Below are 17,151 nucleotides of genomic sequence, written 5' to 3'. Positions count from 1 at the left end.
GAGCATTTTGTACCGTCAGCCGGTAACCATCATGGCTGAAACCTCGGCTTCGGCGGCTTTCGCGCCGTCAACCATCGCCTCGCAGGCGAATTTCAGCAGGTTGCCGCGTTTCTTGATCTTCTTGACATGGATCCTGAGTTGGTCCCCCGGAACCACCGGCCTGCGGAATTTCGCGTTGTCGATGGTCATGAAATAAACCAGCGACGGCTTCTCGGTGTTGAGGCTGCGGATGCATATCGCACCGGCTGTCTGAGCCATGGCTTCGATGATGAGCACGCCGGGCATGACCGGCTGCTGGGGAAAATGGCCCTGGAAATGCGGCTCGTTGATGGTCACGTTCTTGATGCCGACGGCGGACTCGTCGCCGTCGATATCGACGATGCGATCGATCAGCAGGAACGGATAACGGTGCGGCAGGAGCTTCATGAGCCCCATGATGTCGACCGCCTCGAGTGTCGTTGCCACCATGTCAGCCATTTCCGTCGCCTTGCTTGCGCGTCCTGGCCATTTTGCGCAGCATCGCTATCTCGCGCATGGCTTCCGCCATGGGCTGCGCCGGGTAACCTCCCCAGACCTCGCCTGCCGGCACGTTGTTCATGAATCCACTTCTCGCAGCAAGCTTGGCCCCGGGCCCGATGGTCAGATGATCGGCGAGGCCGACACCGCCCCCCATGGTGACGTTGTCGCCGACGACGACGGAACCGGAAATACCCGAAAGCCCGGCTATAATGCAATTGCGGCCGATGCGAACATTGTGGGCGATCTGCACCAGATTGTCGATCTTGGTGCCTTGGCCGATGATGGTGTCGGACATGGCGCCGCGGTCGACGGTCGAATTGGAGCCGATCTCGACATCGTCCTGGATGATGACGCGGCCGATCTGCGGCACCCGTTCAGGCCCCTTGGCGCCGCCGACGAAGCCGAAGCCGTCCTGGCCGATCCGCGCGCCGCCATGGATGATGACGCGGTTGCCGACAAGCGCATATTGAATGCTGGCGCCGGGGCCGATGTAGCCGTCGCGACCGATCTGGCACGAACGGCCGACAACGGCGTGGGGCGCAATGACCGTGCCGCTGCCGATGGACGCATCTGGGCCGATCACGGCGCCGGCCTCGACGATCGCCCCTTCCTCGACATGCGCGGACGGATCGATGAACGCATGCGCCGATATGCCGGTTTCGCTGGTCATCGGCCCCGGAGTCGCGGCTTGCGGAAACAACAGGCGTCCGACCATCGCGAAAGCCTGTTGCGGACGCGGATGCATGAGCACGGCGATGCCCGGCGGCGCCTTGCTCGCAAAATCGGCTGGGCACAGTACCGCGGCCGCCCTGAGCGACGGCATAAGCGCGAAATTGCGCTTGCCGTCGACAAAGACGAGCGCGCCGTTGCCACCTTCGTTGGCGGGAGCCAGCGCCTCGATGGCAATTTCGGCCTGCGCGGAATCGAACAGGCTGGCGCCGGTCAGATTCGCGACCTCGGCAGCCGTATACCGGCGTGAAGGCGCGAAGAACACCGGATCGGTCATTCCAGAAGCAATATCCAGCTGGGTCGGATAAGTCCACTCCGGGCCGTCAGCCGGCCCGGAACCATCGCAACCACGAAATTAGAAGCGGGTCGCGATACCGAAGTTGAATTCCTGCACGTTGTCGGTCGACTCTTTCTTGACCGGGATCGCATAGTCGATGCGGATGGGGCCGAACGGCGAAGCCCACATCAGACCGACACCGACCGAAGCGCGCAGCTTCATGCCGACCGAATCCGGATTTACGCCCTCAAGCTTGTTGCCATAAAGCGTCGCCGCATCCGCAAAGACGGCGCCACGCAGTCCGAAGCTTTCCGGAATGACCGGAAGTGGGAACTGGGCTTCTGCGGAGGCATTGAAATAAGTCGTGCCGCCAAGATGATCACCGCTGCCGTCGCCAGCAACCGGACCGATGCCACCATATTCGAAGCCGCGGATCATGCGATCGTTGCTCTGGAAGAGATCGAAGATACGCAGATCGCCGTTGCCGTAGCCTGCAAGGTAGCCTGCGCCGCCCGAAACCAGGCCGACGACATCGAGCTGTTCGGACAAAGTCTGGTAGACGCTTGCGCGCCCGGTCACCTTGACCCATTTGGCGTCGCCGCCCAAACCAGCAAACTCGGTCGTACCGGTGACATAAAGCCCTTCATGTGGGTTCTTCATATCGTCGATCGTGTTGTAGACCAGACCGAGGCTGACCGATGACTTGAGCCAAGGGCTTTCTGCAACGCCATCCCGAATTGCCTGGGAGATGGTGCACTTGGTTTGGTCGTAGATCCCGTTGGTCACGCATCCGTCGGCGAGAGAATACTTCTCTTGCGAGATGTTATACGCCAACTGCGTCGAAATGCTGTCGGTGATCGGCAGGCCGAAGCGAACGGTCGCGCCGGTTGTGTCCGTATCATAGTGATCGTATTGGCGGGTCGACTTGTAGATGTCGAAGCCCGCGGCGATGCGCCGGCCAAGGAAGTAAGGCTCGGTGAAGGAAACGGCGAAGTCGCGCGAATGCCTGCCGCCGCCGGCCGACAGCTTGATGTACTGGCCACGGCCGAGGAAGTTGCGCTCCGTGATCGAGCCCTCGACGGACGGGCCGGGCGTGTCGCCGCCGGTCGAATAGCCGGCGCCGACCGAGAATTCACCGGTCGACTTCTCGACCACGTTGACCACCAGCACGACCTGGTCCGGAGCCGAGCCAGGAACGGTCGAAATGTCGACGGACTGGAAGTAATCAAGGTTTTCCAGCCGCTTCTTCGCGCGCTGGATGAGAACCTGGTTGAAGGCGTCGCCCTCGCTGACATCGAATTCGCGACGGATGACATAGTCGCGCGTGCGGTCGTTGCCGCGGATCTCGATGCGCTCGATATAGGCCTTGGTGCCCTGGTCGATGGTGTAGACGACCGAGATGGTGTGGTTCTCGAAATTGCGGTCGCCGCGCGGCGTCACCTGGGCGAAGGCGTAGCCCGAGCCCGCGACCTTCTCGGTCAAGGCGACGATCGAATCCTCGACGTCCTTGGCGTTGTAGACATCGCCCTTATGGGTTTCGACGACCGATTCCAGCGACTTCGAATCGACCTCGGGGATGGTGCTTTCCACGCTGACGTCGCCGAATGTGTAGCGATCGCCTTCCTGCACGGTGATGGTGACCGTGTATTTGTTGGTGGTGTCGTCGAGCTCGCCGACGGCCGAAACGACCTGGAAGTCGGCATAGCCGTGATTGTAGTAGAAGCGGCGCAGCAGCTCCTGGTCGGCGCGCAGCTTGTCCTCGTCATAGACGTCGTCGCGCAGCACGAAGGACAGCCAGGACGAGCGCTTGGTGTTGATGACGTCCGACAGGCGGCGGCTGGAATAGGCGTGGTTGCCGACGAAATTGATCGCCGCGATCTGGGTGCGGCCGCCTTCGTTGATGTTGAAGACCACGTTCACGCGGTTGTCGCCGAGATCCATGATCTGCGTGGTCACGGCCGCATCGTCGCGACCGATGCGCTTGTAGGCGGTCTTGATCGATTCGACATCGGCATCGAGCGCCTGCTGCGAGAAGGTCGCGCGCGGCTTCAACTGGATAGCGGCCTGGAGCGCGTTGTCCTTGATCTTCTTGTTGCCCTGGAACAGGACCTGATTGACGACCTTGTACTCGGAAACCTTGACGACAAGGCTAGAGCCGACCTGGTTGATCTGGACATCGGAAAACAGCCCAGTGCCAAACAGCGCCTTGACGGCATCGTCGATATCGGAGCTGGAGAAAGGCTTGCCCGGCTTGATCGAGATGTAATTGCGGATGGTCTCCGCGTCGACGCGCTGGTTGCCGCTGACCTCGACCCGCGAGATGACCGCGGCCTCGGCCACGGATGTGGCGGTCAACTGCACTGCGAGCGCGCCTGGCACGACCAGAGCGGCGGACAAAGCCGCCGCGGAAGCGGCGCTCAGAAACTTGGATGCTGCCTTCATCGGGCTTTTGTACCTTTTTCTCGTAGTCCCCACGGCGAGAAAACCGGACGTGCGGTATTTTCCCTTACCGTATTAACCGGATTTTCCCTACACGCAAGGCTCCCGGTTAATTTGTATTTACTTAACCGTACCGCGTGGCTTTCGCGTCACGCATATCCCCACGCATGGTAAACGGCATCTCAATATGACCGGCGCTGAAGCCAAATTTCTTCATGATTTCAGCACCCAAACAGATCGTTCCAAAAGACGAAGCCCATGAAGCCGAGCACCAGGAACAGCCCGGTCCGGTAGGCCATCTCCATCGTCCGCTCCGAAACGGGCCGCCTTATGACGGCCTCCACGCCGTAGAACAACAGGTGGCCGCCGTCGAGGGGGGGAATCGGCAGGAGATTGAGAAATCCTATTCCGACTGACAGAAATGCAACAAGCTGCACCAGCCACTCGAAGCCGAGCTTGGCTGCCTGACCCGACATCTTCGCGATCTTGATCGGGCCGCCCAACTGGCATTTGTCCTCGCGTCCAAGCGCAAACCGCTGCAGGAACTGGCCGGTGCGCTCGATCACATGCCCGGTTTCCTCGACCGCCGCCACCACGGCGCCTGCCGGCGTGTAGGAGATCAGGCGCGGCTGGCCGAGCTCGGCATTGTTGACGACGCCGATCACCGCGACCTTGACCTTGTTGCCCAGCGCATCCTGCTGTTCCATGGGCTCCGGGGTCGCCGTGACGTCGATTTCCTTGCCGTCGCGTTGCATGGTGAAGGTGATGGCGTCGCCCGCCCGGCCGGAAACCAGCCGCTGCACGTCGGCGAAGGTCTCCACCTTGCTGCCGTCGACTTTGACGAATCGGTCGCCCGGCTGGATTCCGGCTTTTTGCGCCGGGCTGCCGGCGGTGACTTCGGCCACCGTCGGCTCCAGGACCGGACGGCCATAGAGGGAAAACAGCACCGCGAACACGGCAATCGTCAGCAGGAAATTGAACAGCGGTCCCGCGACGACAGTGGCGGCGCGCTTCCAGATGGGCTGCGTGTGAAAGGCGACCTCCCGCTCGGCTTCCGTCAGCGATTCGAGCTCTTCCGTGCTCGGCTGGCTCGACGTCGCATTCATGTCGCCGACGAATTTGACGTAGCCGCCGAGCGGGATGGCGCAAAGCTTCCAGCGCGTGCCGCGGCGGTCGTAAAAACCGAAGAGCTCAGGGCCGAAGCCGATGGAAAAGGCCTTCACGCCGATGCCGCACCAGCGGCCGATCAGGTAGTGGCCCATCTCGTGGACGAACACGACCACGGTCAGCACGAACAGAAACGGCACGAGCGTGCCAAGGACGAAGCCCTGTGTGCTGAAGACCGCGTGAAAGATGTCGTTCAAGTCATGCCCTCAAATTCGCCCGCACGCGACATTCCACCGCGACTGTGGCAGCAATCCGGGCGAATCCGTGGCCCGGGCCATTTTTCGCCTTACTGCTGCGTCGTTCAGTTTGGAAACAGCCCCAATGCCGGATGCTCGGCGCCCGCCGCGATCCAGCCTATGACGTACAGCGCGAACGCGGCCGCGACAAGCCCGTCCACCCTGTCCATGACGCCGCCATGGCCTGGGATGAGATTGCTGGAATCCTTAGCGCCGTGCCGGCGCTTGACCCATGATTCGAACAGGTCGCCGACCTGCGAAACGATCGAGAGCGTCAGCGCGACGAGGCCAAGCTGGACGAGATTGCCGGCGCCGGCCGCGATTGCGAGCAAAACTCCGGCGATAACGCCGCCGACCGCGCCGCCCAGCGCGCCGCTCTGCGTCTTGCCGGGCGATATCGATGGCGCGAGCTTCGGGCCGCCGACCGCGCGGCCGACGAAATAGGCCGCTATGTCGGTCGCCCAGACCACGGCGAACAGGAAGAGAATGGCAATCAGCCCGGAATGATTGTCGTCACGGAGATAGGCGAGCGAAAAGCCGGAAAGAGCCGCATAGGCCACTCCGGAGGCTTCCCACGGCGCAGCCCCCCGGATCCGAGCGGCTATGGCCGCGACCGCCACAAGGATCGCGACAAGGAGGAGCAGCCACAAGGCCGGCAGGCCGGCGACCAGCGCGACGATGAAGATCAGAATCAGCGCTTCCGGCAGGAAGCCGAGCGCCACGCCATTGCCGCGGCGCGCCATGCGCGTCCATTCATAGAAGATCAGCGCCGCGATTCCTCCGCAAAACAGCCGGAACGGCAATCCGCCGAGCCAGGTGAGCGCAAGCGTCAGAGCCGCCATCACGATTGCCGAGATGACGCGCTGCTGGAGATTGCTCATTCGCGGCAGCGCCTAAAGCGCGACATCGCGGGCGGCGAGGCCGCCGAAGCGGCGTTCACGGCCGGCAAAGTCGCGCAAGGCGTCGGCCAGATGCTCGCGGCTGAAGTCTGGCCAATAGCAAGGCAGGAAGACAAGCTCGCTATAGGCAGCCTGCCAGAGAAGGAAGTTCGACAGCCTGAGCTCGCCGCTGGTCCGGATCACCAGCTCGGGATCGGGAATGCCCTTCGTGTCGAGCGACGCCGCGAAGCTTTCGGCCGTGATCGCGTCGCTCGCCATGTCGCCGCGCGCGACGGCATCCGCCAGCTTGCGCGCGGTGCGCACGATCTCGTCGCGGCCGCCATAGTTGAAGGCGATCACCAGCGTCAGCGCTTCGTTGCCAGCGGTCAGGGATTCGGCCTCCTGCAGCAGGCCTCTGATGTCGGGCTGCAAACCTTCTTTGTCGCCGATCACCCTCACCCGCACCCCGTTCTGATGCAGTTCGGCGAGATCGCGGCGGATGAACAGCTTCAAAAGACCCATGAGGTCGCTGACCTCGGATTTCGGCCGAGACCAGTTCTCCGAGGAAAAGGCGTAGACGGTCAGATAGGAGATGCCGAGCTCTGGCGCGGCGCGGACCGTCTTGCGCAGGGCCTCGACGCCGGCGCGGTGCCCGGCAAGGCGCGGCAGGCCGCGCGCCTTGGCCCAGCGTCCGTTTCCATCCATGATGATCGCGACATGCGCGGGCGTTGTCATGATCTCGCTTTCGAGCCGGAAAACCCGACCCTAAACCTGCATAATTTCAGCTTCCTTATCGGAAAGCAGGTGATCGATGCTGCTGATCATCTCGTCGGTCAGCTTCTGAACCTGGTCGGACCGCTTGCGCTGGTCGTCCTCGCTGATGGTGCCGTCCTTCTCAGCTTTCTTGAGGAAATCCATGCCGTCGCGGCGGACATGGCGCACCGCGACGCGCGCGTTCTCGGCATAACCATGCGAGATCTTGACCAGTTCCTTGCGGCGCTGCTCGTTGAGCTCGGGCAGCGGAATTCTGAGCGTGGTGCCGTCGACGATCGGGTTAAAGCCCAGATTGGCTTCGCGGATCGCGCGGTCGACCGCGCTGACCATCGACTTGTCCCAGACCGACACCGAAATCATGCGCGGCTCCGGCACCGAGACATTGGCGACCTGGTTGATCGGCATCGCCGTGCCATAGGCCTGCACCTGGACGGCGTCGAGCAGATTGCTGGAGGCCCGGCCGGTGCGCAGCGAAGCCAGGTCGTGCTTGAAGGCGGCGATCGCCCCATCCATGCGTCGCTTCAGGTCTTCGAACTCGCCACTCATGATCATCTCCTCGACCCGTTCGCCGGGTTCACTGCTTCGTTGTTGGTCCGCGGTCCGTAGTCGCTTAACGGATCCAGACGCCTGTTACTTGTCCGTGACGACCGTGCAATGGCCGCCACCCCTCAGAATATCGCCGAAACCACCTTTTTCGTGGATCGAATAGACGATTATCGGAATGTTGTTTTCGCGCGCAAGTGCAATCGCTGCCGTATCCATGATCGCAAGCCCGCGTTTGATGACTTCGGCGTGGCTGATCCGGTCGAAGCGGACAGCGTTCGGGTCCTTCTTGGGGTCGGCCGAATAGACCCCGTCGACCTGCGTGCCCTTGAACAGCGCATCGGCGCCGATTTCGGCGGCGCGGAGGGCCGCGGCCGAATCGGTGGTGAAGAACGGGTTGCCGGTGCCGCCAGCGAAAATGACCACCTTGCCCTGGTTCATATAGGCTGTCGCCTGGCGCTGCGAAAAGCTCTCGCAGAGTTCCGGCATGGCGATCGCCGAAAGCACGATGGCGTCGACGCCGATCTTGTTGAGCGACGTGCGCAGCGCCAGCGAGTTGATGACGGTGGCGAGCATGCCCATGTGGTCGCCGGTGACGCGGTCACCGCCCTTGGAGGCGACGGCCACGCCGCGAAAGATGTTGCCGCCGCCGATGACGACGCCGACTTCGACGCCTAGCGCCCGCGCCTCGGCGATGTCTGCGGCGATGCGGTCGACCACGGAGACGTCGATGCCGAAATGCTGCTCGCCCATCAACGCTTCGCCGGACGCTTTCAGCACGACACGTCGATAGAGGGGCTTCACCGTCATCTCATTCCTCGAAATCTCGGCGCGGCAAATTTGGAGGCGAACCGCCCCCGCTTCATCCGGCGATGCTGTCATGACGGGTTGACCCGATACACGAAGGGCGCGGCGATGTCACGCCGCGCCCTCGTGCAAAATTCCAGGCTTTTTCGGTCGGTTGCCGCCTTTTGATCAGTTGCCGTCTTCTGATCAGTTACTTGAGATGCTGACCGCCTCGCCTTCGATCATGACAGGTGGCCAATAGCCGGCGGGCTTGTCGCCGGTGACGGCCCCGCCGGTCACCCGGACCTGGACCTCGGAGCCGAAATAGGAATGCGGGAACGGCGCGGGCGTGGCGCTGACCTTTTCCAGCCGGGCGCGAAGCTCGGCGGGAATCGAAAGATCGAGCGCGCCGAGATTGTCGTCGAGCTGGTTGAGCTTCGTCGCTCCAAGGATGACGGAGGCGACGCCTGGCTGCGTCGCCACCCAGTTGAGCGCGATCTGGGCCATGCTGCGGCCAAGCTCGGCCGCAACCTTCTCGAGCTCCGCCACGATCGCCCAATTGCGGTCGCTGAACTTCTGGAAGCCGGGATGCGTGGTGTTGCGGAAACCGTCAAGCCTACCGGCGTTTCCAGCTTGGGTCGGCCTGTATTTGCCGCTGAGCAGGCCGCTGGCCAGAGGGCTCCACACCATGATGCCCGCGCCATGACGGGTGGCGAAAGGCACATACTCATGCTCGATCGCGCGCTCGGCCAGCGAATATTCGAGCTGCAGCGCCGAGACCGGCTCATAGCCGCGCAGTTCGGCGATCGCCTGGGCGCGGCCGGCATACCAGGCCGGCACGTCGGAGAGGCCGATATGGCGCACCTTGCCGGCGCGAACGAGATCGTCCAGCGTGCGCAGCACCTCCTCCGCCGGAGTGATCCTGTCCCAGACATGCAGAAGGTAAAGGTCGATATAGTCGGTGCCGAGCCGTTTCAGCGAGGCGTCCACGGCCCGCATGATGTTCTTGCGGCCGTTGCCGCCGGCATTGGGATTGCCGGCTTCGGAATTCATGGTGAATTTGGTGGCGATCACCGCCTTGTCGCGCAGGCCGCGCTCGGCGACGAGTTCGCCGAGCCAGGTCTCGGCGGTGCCGCCGGTGTAGAGATCGGCCGTGTCGAAGAAGTTGCCGCCCGCTTCGACATAGGCGTCGAACATTGCGCGGGCGGTATCCCTGTCCGCGCCCCAGCCCCACTCGGTGCCGAAGGTCATGGTGCCGAGCGCAAGCCGGCTGACGCGCAGGCCGCTGTTGCCGAGCGTGTAATAGGTCATGGTCATGGTGGTCTTCCGATTCTGAATTGATTTGCTGCCGGTCACTGGCCGGGGGTCGCCTTGACCCAGGGATTGCCCCGCTCATGCGTCATGCGGAAGGTGAAGCCGTCGACCTTCCAGCCGGCAGCCGAGCGCGTCAGGTGGTGCTCATAGGTGCCCCAGACTTCCCAGAGCGGATCGCCATTGCCTTCCATCCGGTTCCAGGCATAGCCGTTGGACCGGACGGTCGCGGCACCGCCTTCGAGTGCGACCTGATGGTTGGTGCGCAGATGCAGGCTGGTCTTGCTGCCCTTGAGGTTGCCCGCCCAGGCGCCGATCAGATCGTCGGAGGCGATGTTGGCCGCAGGCTGCCCGGACAAGCTGCTGAAATCTGCGGTGACGCGGTCGGCGAAGTAGCTGCGCGCCAGCTTCCAATCCTGCGCATCCACCGCGCGGTCGATGGCATCGGCGATGCGGATGACGGCGCGCTCGTCGGCAAGCGCCTGCCAGCCGGCCGGTTCGGCGCCGCCGGCATCGACCGGCGCCAGCGCCATGCCTGTTGCAAAAGTTACATGTCTCAACGCGTTCATTTCGTTTCTCCCTTGGCATCAGCCCGCCGCCAATGTGTTGACGCCAATATGAGCTGGCTCAGGGGCATCGATAAGATTGCATTGTTCGCAAAGACTGTGCGATATCATTCATGAATGGATCGTGATCTGCTCACACACCTGCCGGTCATCGTCGCCGTGGCGCGGCGCGGCGGCTTCGCGCTTGCCGCGGCTGAGCTGGGCATGAGCCCGTCCGCCGTCAGTCATGCGGTGCGGCTGGTGGAAGAGCGCGTCGGCCAGCCGCTCTTTGCCCGCACGACACGCAGCGTCTCGCTGACGGAAGCCGGCAAGGCGCTGGTGGAGACGGCGGCCCCTGCCCTGCAGGACATCGCCGAGCGGATGGACCGCATCCGCGGCGTGAAGGGAAGGCCGGCTGGGCTGCTCAGGATCAACGCCTCCAACATCGCGATCCCCCTAGCGGTGACGCCGGTGATCGCAGCCATGGCCGAACGCTACCCCGATGTGACGGTCGAGATCGTTGCCGACCAGGGACTTATTGATATCGTCGGCGAAGGTTTCGACGCCGGCATCCGGCTGGGGGAGATGATCGCGCAGGACATGGTCACCGTCAGGATGACGCCGCCGTTCAAAGCCGTGATCGTCGCCTCTCCCGGCTACGTCGCAAAGCACGGCCGTCCGCGCGACGTGGCCGATCTCGCCAATCACAACTGCATCGGCTACCGGCTGGTTCGATCAGGCGCGCTTTACCGCTGGGACCTGAACGACAAAGGCAAGGACGTCGTCGTCGAAACGCGTGGCACGGCCACCGTCACGGATTCGCTTGGCGCCATCGATCTGGCGCTGGCCGGCGTCGGTCTGGCCTATGTCTTCGAGCCGCTGGTGCGCGCCGACCTTGCCGCCGGTCGCCTCGTCCAGATCCTTCCGCAGACGGCGATCGAGGAGCCCGGCCTTTTCCTTTACTTCCCGCGCCGCGCGTCGATGGCGCCGAAGCTCAGGGCCTTTATCGACACCGCACAAGAAATCGGCCGGGCATCCATGCGGACACCCGGCCGAGTTGCCTGAGTTCGTGAGCTCTTCACCTTAAGGGAACGCCAGGCGCTCCCCGGATCGGAGCTATTTCTTGACCGCGGCCGCGACTTCCGCCGCGAAATCGGTCGTTTCCTTCTCGATGCCCTCGCCCAGCGCGTAACGCAGGTAGGCCGTGATCTTCGCCGGAGCGCCGATCTCCTTTTCGGCATCCTTCAGCGCCTTCTCGACGGTGATGTCGGGATTGAGCACGAAGGCCTGCTTCAAAAGCACGACCTCTTCATAGAACTTGCGCAGGCGGCCCTCGACCATCTTCTCGATGATGGCCTCCGGCTTGCCCGACTGGCGCGCCTGGTCGGAGAAGATCGCCTTCTCGCGCTCGACGAGCGCCGGGTCGACTTCCTCGGCGGTCAGCGCGACCGGGTTGCTGGCGGCGACATGCATCGCCACCTGGCGGGCAAAGGCGTTGGCCGCATGCTCGTTGCCGGTGGTCTCGATCGCCACCAGCACGCCGAGCTTGCCCAGGCCATCGGCAACCGCGTTGTGGACATAGGTCGCCACCACGCCATGCGGCACGGTGAGCTTGGCCGAACGGCGGAAGCCCATGTTCTCGCCGATGGTGCCGACCGCGTCCTTGATGGTGTCGGTAACCGACTTGTCGGAGCCCGGATACTTGGCGGCGGCAACGGCCTCGGTCGTGCCGTAGGCGAGCGCGACCTTGGCGACGTTGGCGACGATTTCCTGGAAGGCCGCATTGCGGGCAACGAAGTCGGTCTCGGAATTGACTTCCACGACCGCGGCTTCACGCACGCCGGCGTCGACGCCGATCAGGCCCTCCGCGGCAGTGCGCCCGGCCTTCTTGTCGGCCTTCGAGATACCCTTCTTGCGCAGCCAGTCGACAGCCGCTTCCATGTCGCCGTTGGTCTCGTTCAACGCCGCCTTGCAGTCCATCATGCCCGCGCCGGTCAAGTCGCGGAGTTCTTTGACCTGTGCAGCCGAAATTGTCATTGTCGCCTCTTTGTCTCAAATGCGCCGACGCACCAACCGGGACTCGGGTGATGCGCTCGGCAAAAGCGCTTTAGCGCGCCAACTTATTGGAAAGATGAAGGCCGGGATCCGGCCTTCATAATCAAGCTTCCGGAGCTTCGGCAGCCGGAGTGTCGAGCGCCGGCTCGACCGGAGCCTCGGCCGAGGCTCCGATATCGACGCCGAGCGCGCCCTGCTGGCGGGCGATGCCGTCGATGGCGGCCTTGGCGATCAGGTCGCAATAGAGCTGGATGGCGCGGGCCGCGTCGTCATTGCCGGGGATCGGGAAGTCGATCTTGTCCGGGTCGCAGTTCGAATCGATGATGGCCACGACCGGGATGCCGAGGCGCTTGGCCTCGAGGATGGCGATCGCTTCCTTGTTGGTGTCGATGACGAACATCAGGTCCGGCGTCGAGCCCATGTCCTTGATGCCGCCGAGAGCCTTGTTGAGCTTCTCGCGTTCGCGGTCGAGGTTCAGGCGCTCCTTCTTGGTGAGGCCCTGGGCCTCGCCGGCGAGCGTCTCATCGAGCTTGCGCAGGCGCTGGATCGAGTTCGAGATCGTCTTCCAGTTGGTGAGCATGCCGCCCAGCCAGCGCGAGTTGACATAGTACTGGGCCGAACGCTGCGCGGCGTCGGCGACGATGTCGGACGCCTGGCGCTTGGTGCCGACGAACAGCACGCGGCCGCCCTTGGCGACGGTGTCGGAAACCTGCTTCAGGGCCTGGTGCAGCAGCGGCACGGTCTGCGACAGGTCGATGATGTGGATGTTGTTGCGGGCGCCATAGATGTAGGGCGCCATCTTCGGGTTCCAGCGGTGGGTCTGGTGGCCGAAGTGAACACCAGCTTCCAAAAGCTGGCGCATGCTGAAATCTGGCAGAGCCATTCTTTAGTTCCTTTCCGGTTGGCCTCCACGGACACAGGCATTTCGGACGGGATGTCCTGATGCCACCGGAGGTTTCAGCCGGATTTCTCCCGGGCAGACACCAAAGTCCGTGTGTGGAATGAGCGCGCATATAGAGGGGAAGTCCCATAAACGCAAGCCGCGCGCCGGAAAACGCCCTCGCCTGCGGCGATCCGCCCAAAACTCAGCGTTTTACCTTGCCGTTCGGCACCCTGACGCGGCGAAAGATCGCGACGATCTCCTCGCGGCTGCATTCGATCGCGCCGAGCCGGACCGCGCGGTCGCGCTCGAAGCCGGTGATATCGTAATGCGGCGCCGACGTCTTGGGCGGGCCTTGATAGGAGGAAAGCTTGAGGCCGAGCTCGGTGGCGAAGCGGTGCAGCTCATCCGTGTCGTCGGCAAGGAGATGGCACCAGCGGTGGCCGGCCCATTTCCAGATCGCCGCATCGACATAGACCGCCATCAGGCTCGCCGCACTTCGTCATCCCGACACATGGCGAGTTGAAGCGAAGCGTGCAAGCCTGATCGCCTACCGTTGGGACGCTGCTATTTCGAAGCGGGGCAAGGCTTGGTCTGGTCGAACAGCGACAGGTTCACCAGCTTGCCGGTCATCGAGAAGTCGCCATAGTCCATGACGAGGTCGCGTGTGATGCCGTTCTCGTGCAGCTTGAAGCTGATCCGGTATTCCGGCACTTCCTCGCCGCTTTTGTCTGTATCGTCGAAATAGGCGATGTCGACGGGCCAGTATTTGTCGGAGGCGAGCTTGGCCAGCGCCGGCGCTTCCGGATCCGTCTTGTCGGATTCAGCCTTCTTGCCGACGATGACGGTGGTGGTCATCACCTTGTTGGCGTCCTCGGAGCCGTCGAACAGGTTGGTCTGGTAGAAATTCTCGCCTTTTTCGGCCTTGCCGATGAGCTCGACCAGATGCTGGGTCGGAAACTGCGTGGCCGCGAGCTCGAGGCTGCTCTTCTCCGGCTTGTCGATATCGACCTTGAGGCCCTTCGCTTCCCTGGTGGCCGTGCCTTTGACCTCCTTGTCGAGATTCTGGTCGACAAAGGATTTCGTCACGAAGGAAAAGGTCTTGCCTTCGGCGTCCTCGAAAGTGGTCGTCTGCTGGTCGGTCAGCCTGGTGTTGTCATTGGTGACGATTTGGGTGACGAAGCGGAACTTGACCGTATAGCCTTCGCAGGCGGAGCCGTTGAACTCGTAGACCATGCGGCCGGTGATGCCGGTTATGCCTGAACGGTCGGAGGCCTTGTTGAGCGTCAGGTCGTAGACGGCGCGATGCGCCTGCAGCGCGGGCACCGCAAAGGCCGGCGCCAACGGGAACGCTGCCGAGATACAGGCGGCGGCGAGGAAAAGGCGCGTTGCGCGCATGCGTTGCTCCGATCGTCGCGGCCGCGAGGCAGGCCGCAGGTAAAGATGGTCCAGCTTAAAAAAAGTCGTGGCGGAAGCGAGGCAAAAATAGCAATTTCGGCCCGGCCAACGCGGCGTCTTTCAGCAATAGGGAAAACCAATGAGCGAAACAATCGAAAAGCGGCTAAGCGATCTTGGCGTCACTATTCCGGCCGCCGCCGCGCCCGCCGCGAACTACGTGCCCTATTGCCGCACCGGCAACACGCTCTTCACCGCCGGCCAGCTGCCGCTGAAGGACGGCAAGCTGCAGGCAAGCGGGCTGCTCGGCCGCGACATCGACACCGCCGCCGGCAAGGAAGGCGCAAAATTCTGTGCCATCAACATCCTGGCGCAGGCCAAGGCGGCGCTCGGCGATCTCGAAAAGATCCGCCGCCTGGTCAAGATCACGGTCTTCGTGGCCTCGGCGCCGGACTTCGTCGAGCAGCATCTGGTCGCCAACGGCGCCTCCGACTTCCTGGTCGCAGCGCTCGGCGAGCGCGGCAAGCACGCTCGCTCCGCCGTCGGCACCGCCTCGCTGCCGCTCAACGCCGCGGTCGAGATCGAAGCGATCTTCGAAGTCGAGTGAGGGTTCACGATGACCGATCTTTCCTGGCTGGTCGCTCAGCCTGTCGCACATCGCGGCTTCCACGACATGAACAAGACCCGCTGGGAGAACACGCTGTCTGCCTTCGCCGCGGCGGCCGAGCGCGGCTACGCCATCGAATGCGATGTTCATATCTCGTCCGACGGCGTCCCCGTCATCATCCATGACGGCGACCTGAAACGCCTGACCGGCCAGGACGGATTTGTCTGGCAGCGCACCGCCGCCGAGTTGGCGACGCTCAGGATCGGCGGCACCAAGGACCACGTGCCGACGCTCAAGGAAGCGCTCGACCTGATCGACGGCCGCGTGCCGCTGGTGGTCGAGTTGAAAGGCGTTCCCGGTCATGACGCGGGCCTGGTGGCGAGCGTCGGCCGGCTGCTCAAGCGCTACACGGGCAAGGTGGCGATCATGTCGTTCGATCACTGGCTGATCCGCGACTTCGCCAAGGACGCGCCGGGCATCCCCGGCGGGCTGACCGCCTATGGCCGGGACAATCAGTTGATCGAAGCGCATTTCGCCATGCTCGCGCACGACCTCGCCTTCACCTCCTACGCCGCCGGCGACCTGCCCAACCCCTTCGTCAGCTTCGTGCGCGAGAAGCTGAAGATGCCCGTCATCACCTGGACCGTGCATGACCAGCCGGCTGTCGACCTCACCTTCAAATATGCCGACCAGATGACCTTCGAGGGCTTTGAGCCCGATCTGGTCAAGGTCGCCTGAGGAATGCCCGAAACGTGACTTGTAGCCACCTTGAGGACGCTTAAATAAGCCCCATGGATCAGGGTGACGAAGATGATGGACGGGCAGCGAACGCGGACTATGCGATCCGCGTCGCGGCAGGCATAGGCGCGTTCACCTGCGAGGAATGGGACGGCCTTGCCGGCACTACACGCGACGATAAAGAAAACGGCTACAACCCACTCGTTTCATTCGCTTTTCTGAGCGCGCTGGAGGACTCCGGATGTGCTGTCCGGCGCACCGGCTGGCAAGGCCACCACCTCAGGCTAGAGACTGTGCAAGGCAAGCTGCTGGGCGCCGTGCCTTGTTATCTCAAATCGCACAGCCAGGGCGAATATGTCTTCGACCACGGCTGGTCGGACGCCTTCGAGCGCGCCGGCGGGCGCTACTATCCCAAGCTGCAATGCTCGGTGCCGTTCACGCCGGTCACCGGCCCCCGCCTTCTGGCCAGCAAAGGCGAGAATGAAGGTGCCGTGAGAGCCGGGCTGGCGGAAGGCCTGAAGCTCGTGACCGACAAGCTCGGCGTCTCTTCCGCGCATGTCACCTTCGCCAACGAGCCCGACGTCGCGACGCTGGAAGCGGCGGGCTTCCTGCATCGCACCGACCAGCAGTTCCATTTCTTCAACGAAGACTTTTCCAGCTATGACGACTTCCTCGCCACGCTTGCCTCACGCAAGCGCAAGGCAATGAAGAAGGAGCGTCGCGAGGCGCTGGTCGACGGCATCTCGATCGACTGGCTGACCGGCAAGGACATCACCGAAAGCGCCTGGGACGATTTCTTCGCCTTCTACATGGATACGGGCGGCCGCAAATGGGGCCGGCCCTATCTCAACCGGCAATTCTTCTCGCTGATCGGCGAGCGCATGGCCGACGACATTCTGCTGGTGATGGCAAAGCGCAACGGCCGCTACATTGCCGGCGCCATCAACTTCATCGGCTCCGATGCGCTCTACGGCCGCAACTGGGGCTGCATCGAGGACCACCCCTTCCTGCATTTCGAGGTTTGCTACCACCAGGCGATCGACTTCGCCATCGAACGCAAGCTCAAGGTGGTGGAGGCAGGCGCGCAAGGCGAGCACAAGCTGGCGCGCGGCTACCGGCCGGTGACCATGCATTCGGCGCACTACATCTCGCATCCCGGTCTACGCAATGCCGTCGCAGACTATCTCAGGCGCGAGCGGCGCGAGGTCGAGCGCATGGGCGAATATCTCGAAGAGCACACGCCCTTTCGCAAGGATCTAAGCGAATAAGGGC

At 63.2% G+C, this 17,151-nt stretch carries 18 protein-coding genes; 4 read left to right on the top strand and 14 right to left on the bottom strand.

The window, feature by feature from the left end:
- Positions 1-15: 15 nt before the first annotated feature.
- From fabZ to RFM41_RS19190, 10 genes are all read right to left on the bottom strand, one after another.
- Positions 16-477, bottom strand: a complete 462-nt coding sequence (fabZ, locus tag RFM41_RS19235; RefSeq protein ID WP_112102106.1) for a 3-hydroxyacyl-ACP dehydratase FabZ — start codon at positions 475-477, stop codon at positions 16-18.
- Positions 470-1,525 (bottom strand): UDP-3-O-(3-hydroxymyristoyl)glucosamine N-acyltransferase, encoded by a 1,056-nt coding sequence (gene lpxD / locus RFM41_RS19230; RefSeq protein ID WP_320245095.1) that lies wholly within the window; start codon positions 1,523-1,525, stop codon positions 470-472. Before lpxD ends, fabZ begins: the two co-directional genes overlap by 8 nt.
- Before the next feature lie 78 nt (positions 1,526-1,603).
- On the bottom strand, positions 1,604-3,967 hold the full coding sequence (gene bamA / locus RFM41_RS19225) for an outer membrane protein assembly factor BamA (RefSeq protein ID WP_320245094.1): 2,364 nt from the start codon (positions 3,965-3,967) through the stop codon (positions 1,604-1,606).
- A 218-nt stretch (positions 3,968-4,185) separates the two neighbouring features.
- Positions 4,186-5,328: an RIP metalloprotease RseP gene (rseP, locus tag RFM41_RS19220; RefSeq protein WP_320245093.1), complete on the bottom strand. Its 1,143-nt coding sequence runs from the start codon at positions 5,326-5,328 to the stop codon at positions 4,186-4,188.
- Between the two features lie 104 nt (positions 5,329-5,432).
- Positions 5,433-6,248 (bottom strand): phosphatidate cytidylyltransferase, encoded by an 816-nt coding sequence (locus RFM41_RS19215; protein WP_320245092.1) that lies wholly within the window; start codon positions 6,246-6,248, stop codon positions 5,433-5,435.
- Between the two features lie 12 nt (positions 6,249-6,260).
- Entirely contained in the window at positions 6,261-6,980 is a 720-nt protein-coding gene (locus RFM41_RS19210) for an isoprenyl transferase (protein ID WP_320245091.1), read from the bottom strand.
- A gap of 30 nt (positions 6,981-7,010) precedes the next feature.
- Complete coding sequence (gene frr / locus RFM41_RS19205) at positions 7,011-7,565, bottom strand: ribosome recycling factor (protein WP_320245090.1); 555 nt, start codon at positions 7,563-7,565, stop codon at positions 7,011-7,013.
- An 84-nt stretch (positions 7,566-7,649) separates the two neighbouring features.
- Positions 7,650-8,372 carry a UMP kinase gene (pyrH, locus tag RFM41_RS19200; protein WP_320245089.1) on the bottom strand — a complete coding sequence of 241 codons (723 nt, stop codon included), beginning with the start codon at positions 8,370-8,372 and terminating at the stop codon, positions 7,650-7,652.
- A 183-nt stretch (positions 8,373-8,555) separates the two neighbouring features.
- Positions 8,556-9,665 (bottom strand): aldo/keto reductase, encoded by a 1,110-nt coding sequence (locus RFM41_RS19195; RefSeq protein ID WP_320245088.1) that lies wholly within the window; start codon positions 9,663-9,665, stop codon positions 8,556-8,558.
- A 35-nt stretch (positions 9,666-9,700) separates the two neighbouring features.
- Positions 9,701-10,228 carry a nuclear transport factor 2 family protein gene (locus tag RFM41_RS19190; RefSeq protein ID WP_320245087.1) on the bottom strand — a complete coding sequence of 176 codons (528 nt, stop codon included), beginning with the start codon at positions 10,226-10,228 and terminating at the stop codon, positions 9,701-9,703.
- Between the two features lie 114 nt (positions 10,229-10,342).
- Between RFM41_RS19190 and RFM41_RS19185 the strand changes: the two genes are divergently transcribed.
- Positions 10,343-11,269 carry a LysR family transcriptional regulator gene (locus RFM41_RS19185; RefSeq protein ID WP_320245086.1) on the top strand — a complete coding sequence of 309 codons (927 nt, stop codon included), beginning with the start codon at positions 10,343-10,345 and terminating at the stop codon, positions 11,267-11,269.
- Between the two features lie 51 nt (positions 11,270-11,320).
- Here the strand turns inward: RFM41_RS19185 and tsf are convergent, their stop codons facing one another.
- The 4 genes from tsf to RFM41_RS19165 all read right to left on the bottom strand — a co-directional run bounded on the left by tsf (position 11,321) and on the right by RFM41_RS19165 (position 14,537).
- A complete protein-coding gene (tsf, locus tag RFM41_RS19180; protein ID WP_040987261.1) occupies positions 11,321-12,241 on the bottom strand; it encodes a translation elongation factor Ts in 921 nt (306 codons plus the stop codon).
- Positions 12,242-12,362: 121 nt separating this feature from the next.
- Positions 12,363-13,142, bottom strand: a complete 780-nt coding sequence (gene rpsB, locus RFM41_RS19175) for a 30S ribosomal protein S2 (RefSeq protein WP_040994986.1) — start codon at positions 13,140-13,142, stop codon at positions 12,363-12,365.
- A 202-nt stretch (positions 13,143-13,344) separates the two neighbouring features.
- Positions 13,345-13,623, bottom strand: a complete 279-nt coding sequence (locus RFM41_RS19170) for a DUF4031 domain-containing protein (RefSeq protein WP_040987257.1) — start codon at positions 13,621-13,623, stop codon at positions 13,345-13,347.
- An 83-nt stretch (positions 13,624-13,706) separates the two neighbouring features.
- Entirely contained in the window at positions 13,707-14,537 is an 831-nt protein-coding gene (locus RFM41_RS19165) for a cell envelope integrity EipB family protein (protein ID WP_320245085.1), read from the bottom strand.
- Positions 14,538-14,676: 139 nt separating this feature from the next.
- On the opposite strand from RFM41_RS19165, the gene RFM41_RS19160 reads away from it, so the two are divergent.
- The 3 genes from RFM41_RS19160 to RFM41_RS19150 are packed head-to-tail and all read left to right on the top strand — an operon-like array spanning position 14,677 to position 17,147.
- Positions 14,677-15,141 (top strand): RidA family protein, encoded by a 465-nt coding sequence (locus RFM41_RS19160; protein ID WP_040994991.1) that lies wholly within the window; start codon positions 14,677-14,679, stop codon positions 15,139-15,141.
- Between the two features lie 9 nt (positions 15,142-15,150).
- Entirely contained in the window at positions 15,151-15,879 is a 729-nt protein-coding gene (locus tag RFM41_RS19155; protein WP_320245084.1) for a glycerophosphodiester phosphodiesterase, read from the top strand.
- Between the two features lie 53 nt (positions 15,880-15,932).
- Positions 15,933-17,147 (top strand): GNAT family N-acetyltransferase, encoded by a 1,215-nt coding sequence (locus RFM41_RS19150; RefSeq protein WP_320245083.1) that lies wholly within the window; start codon positions 15,933-15,935, stop codon positions 17,145-17,147.
- Positions 17,148-17,151 lie beyond the last annotated feature (4 nt).

This window comes from Mesorhizobium vachelliae (assembly GCF_033977325.1).
GTDB classification, from domain to species: domain Bacteria; phylum Pseudomonadota; class Alphaproteobacteria; order Rhizobiales; family Rhizobiaceae; genus Mesorhizobium; species Mesorhizobium vachelliae.
The sequence above is the reverse complement of the archived record's forward strand: the minus strand, read 5'-3'. Positions and strand labels throughout refer to the sequence as shown.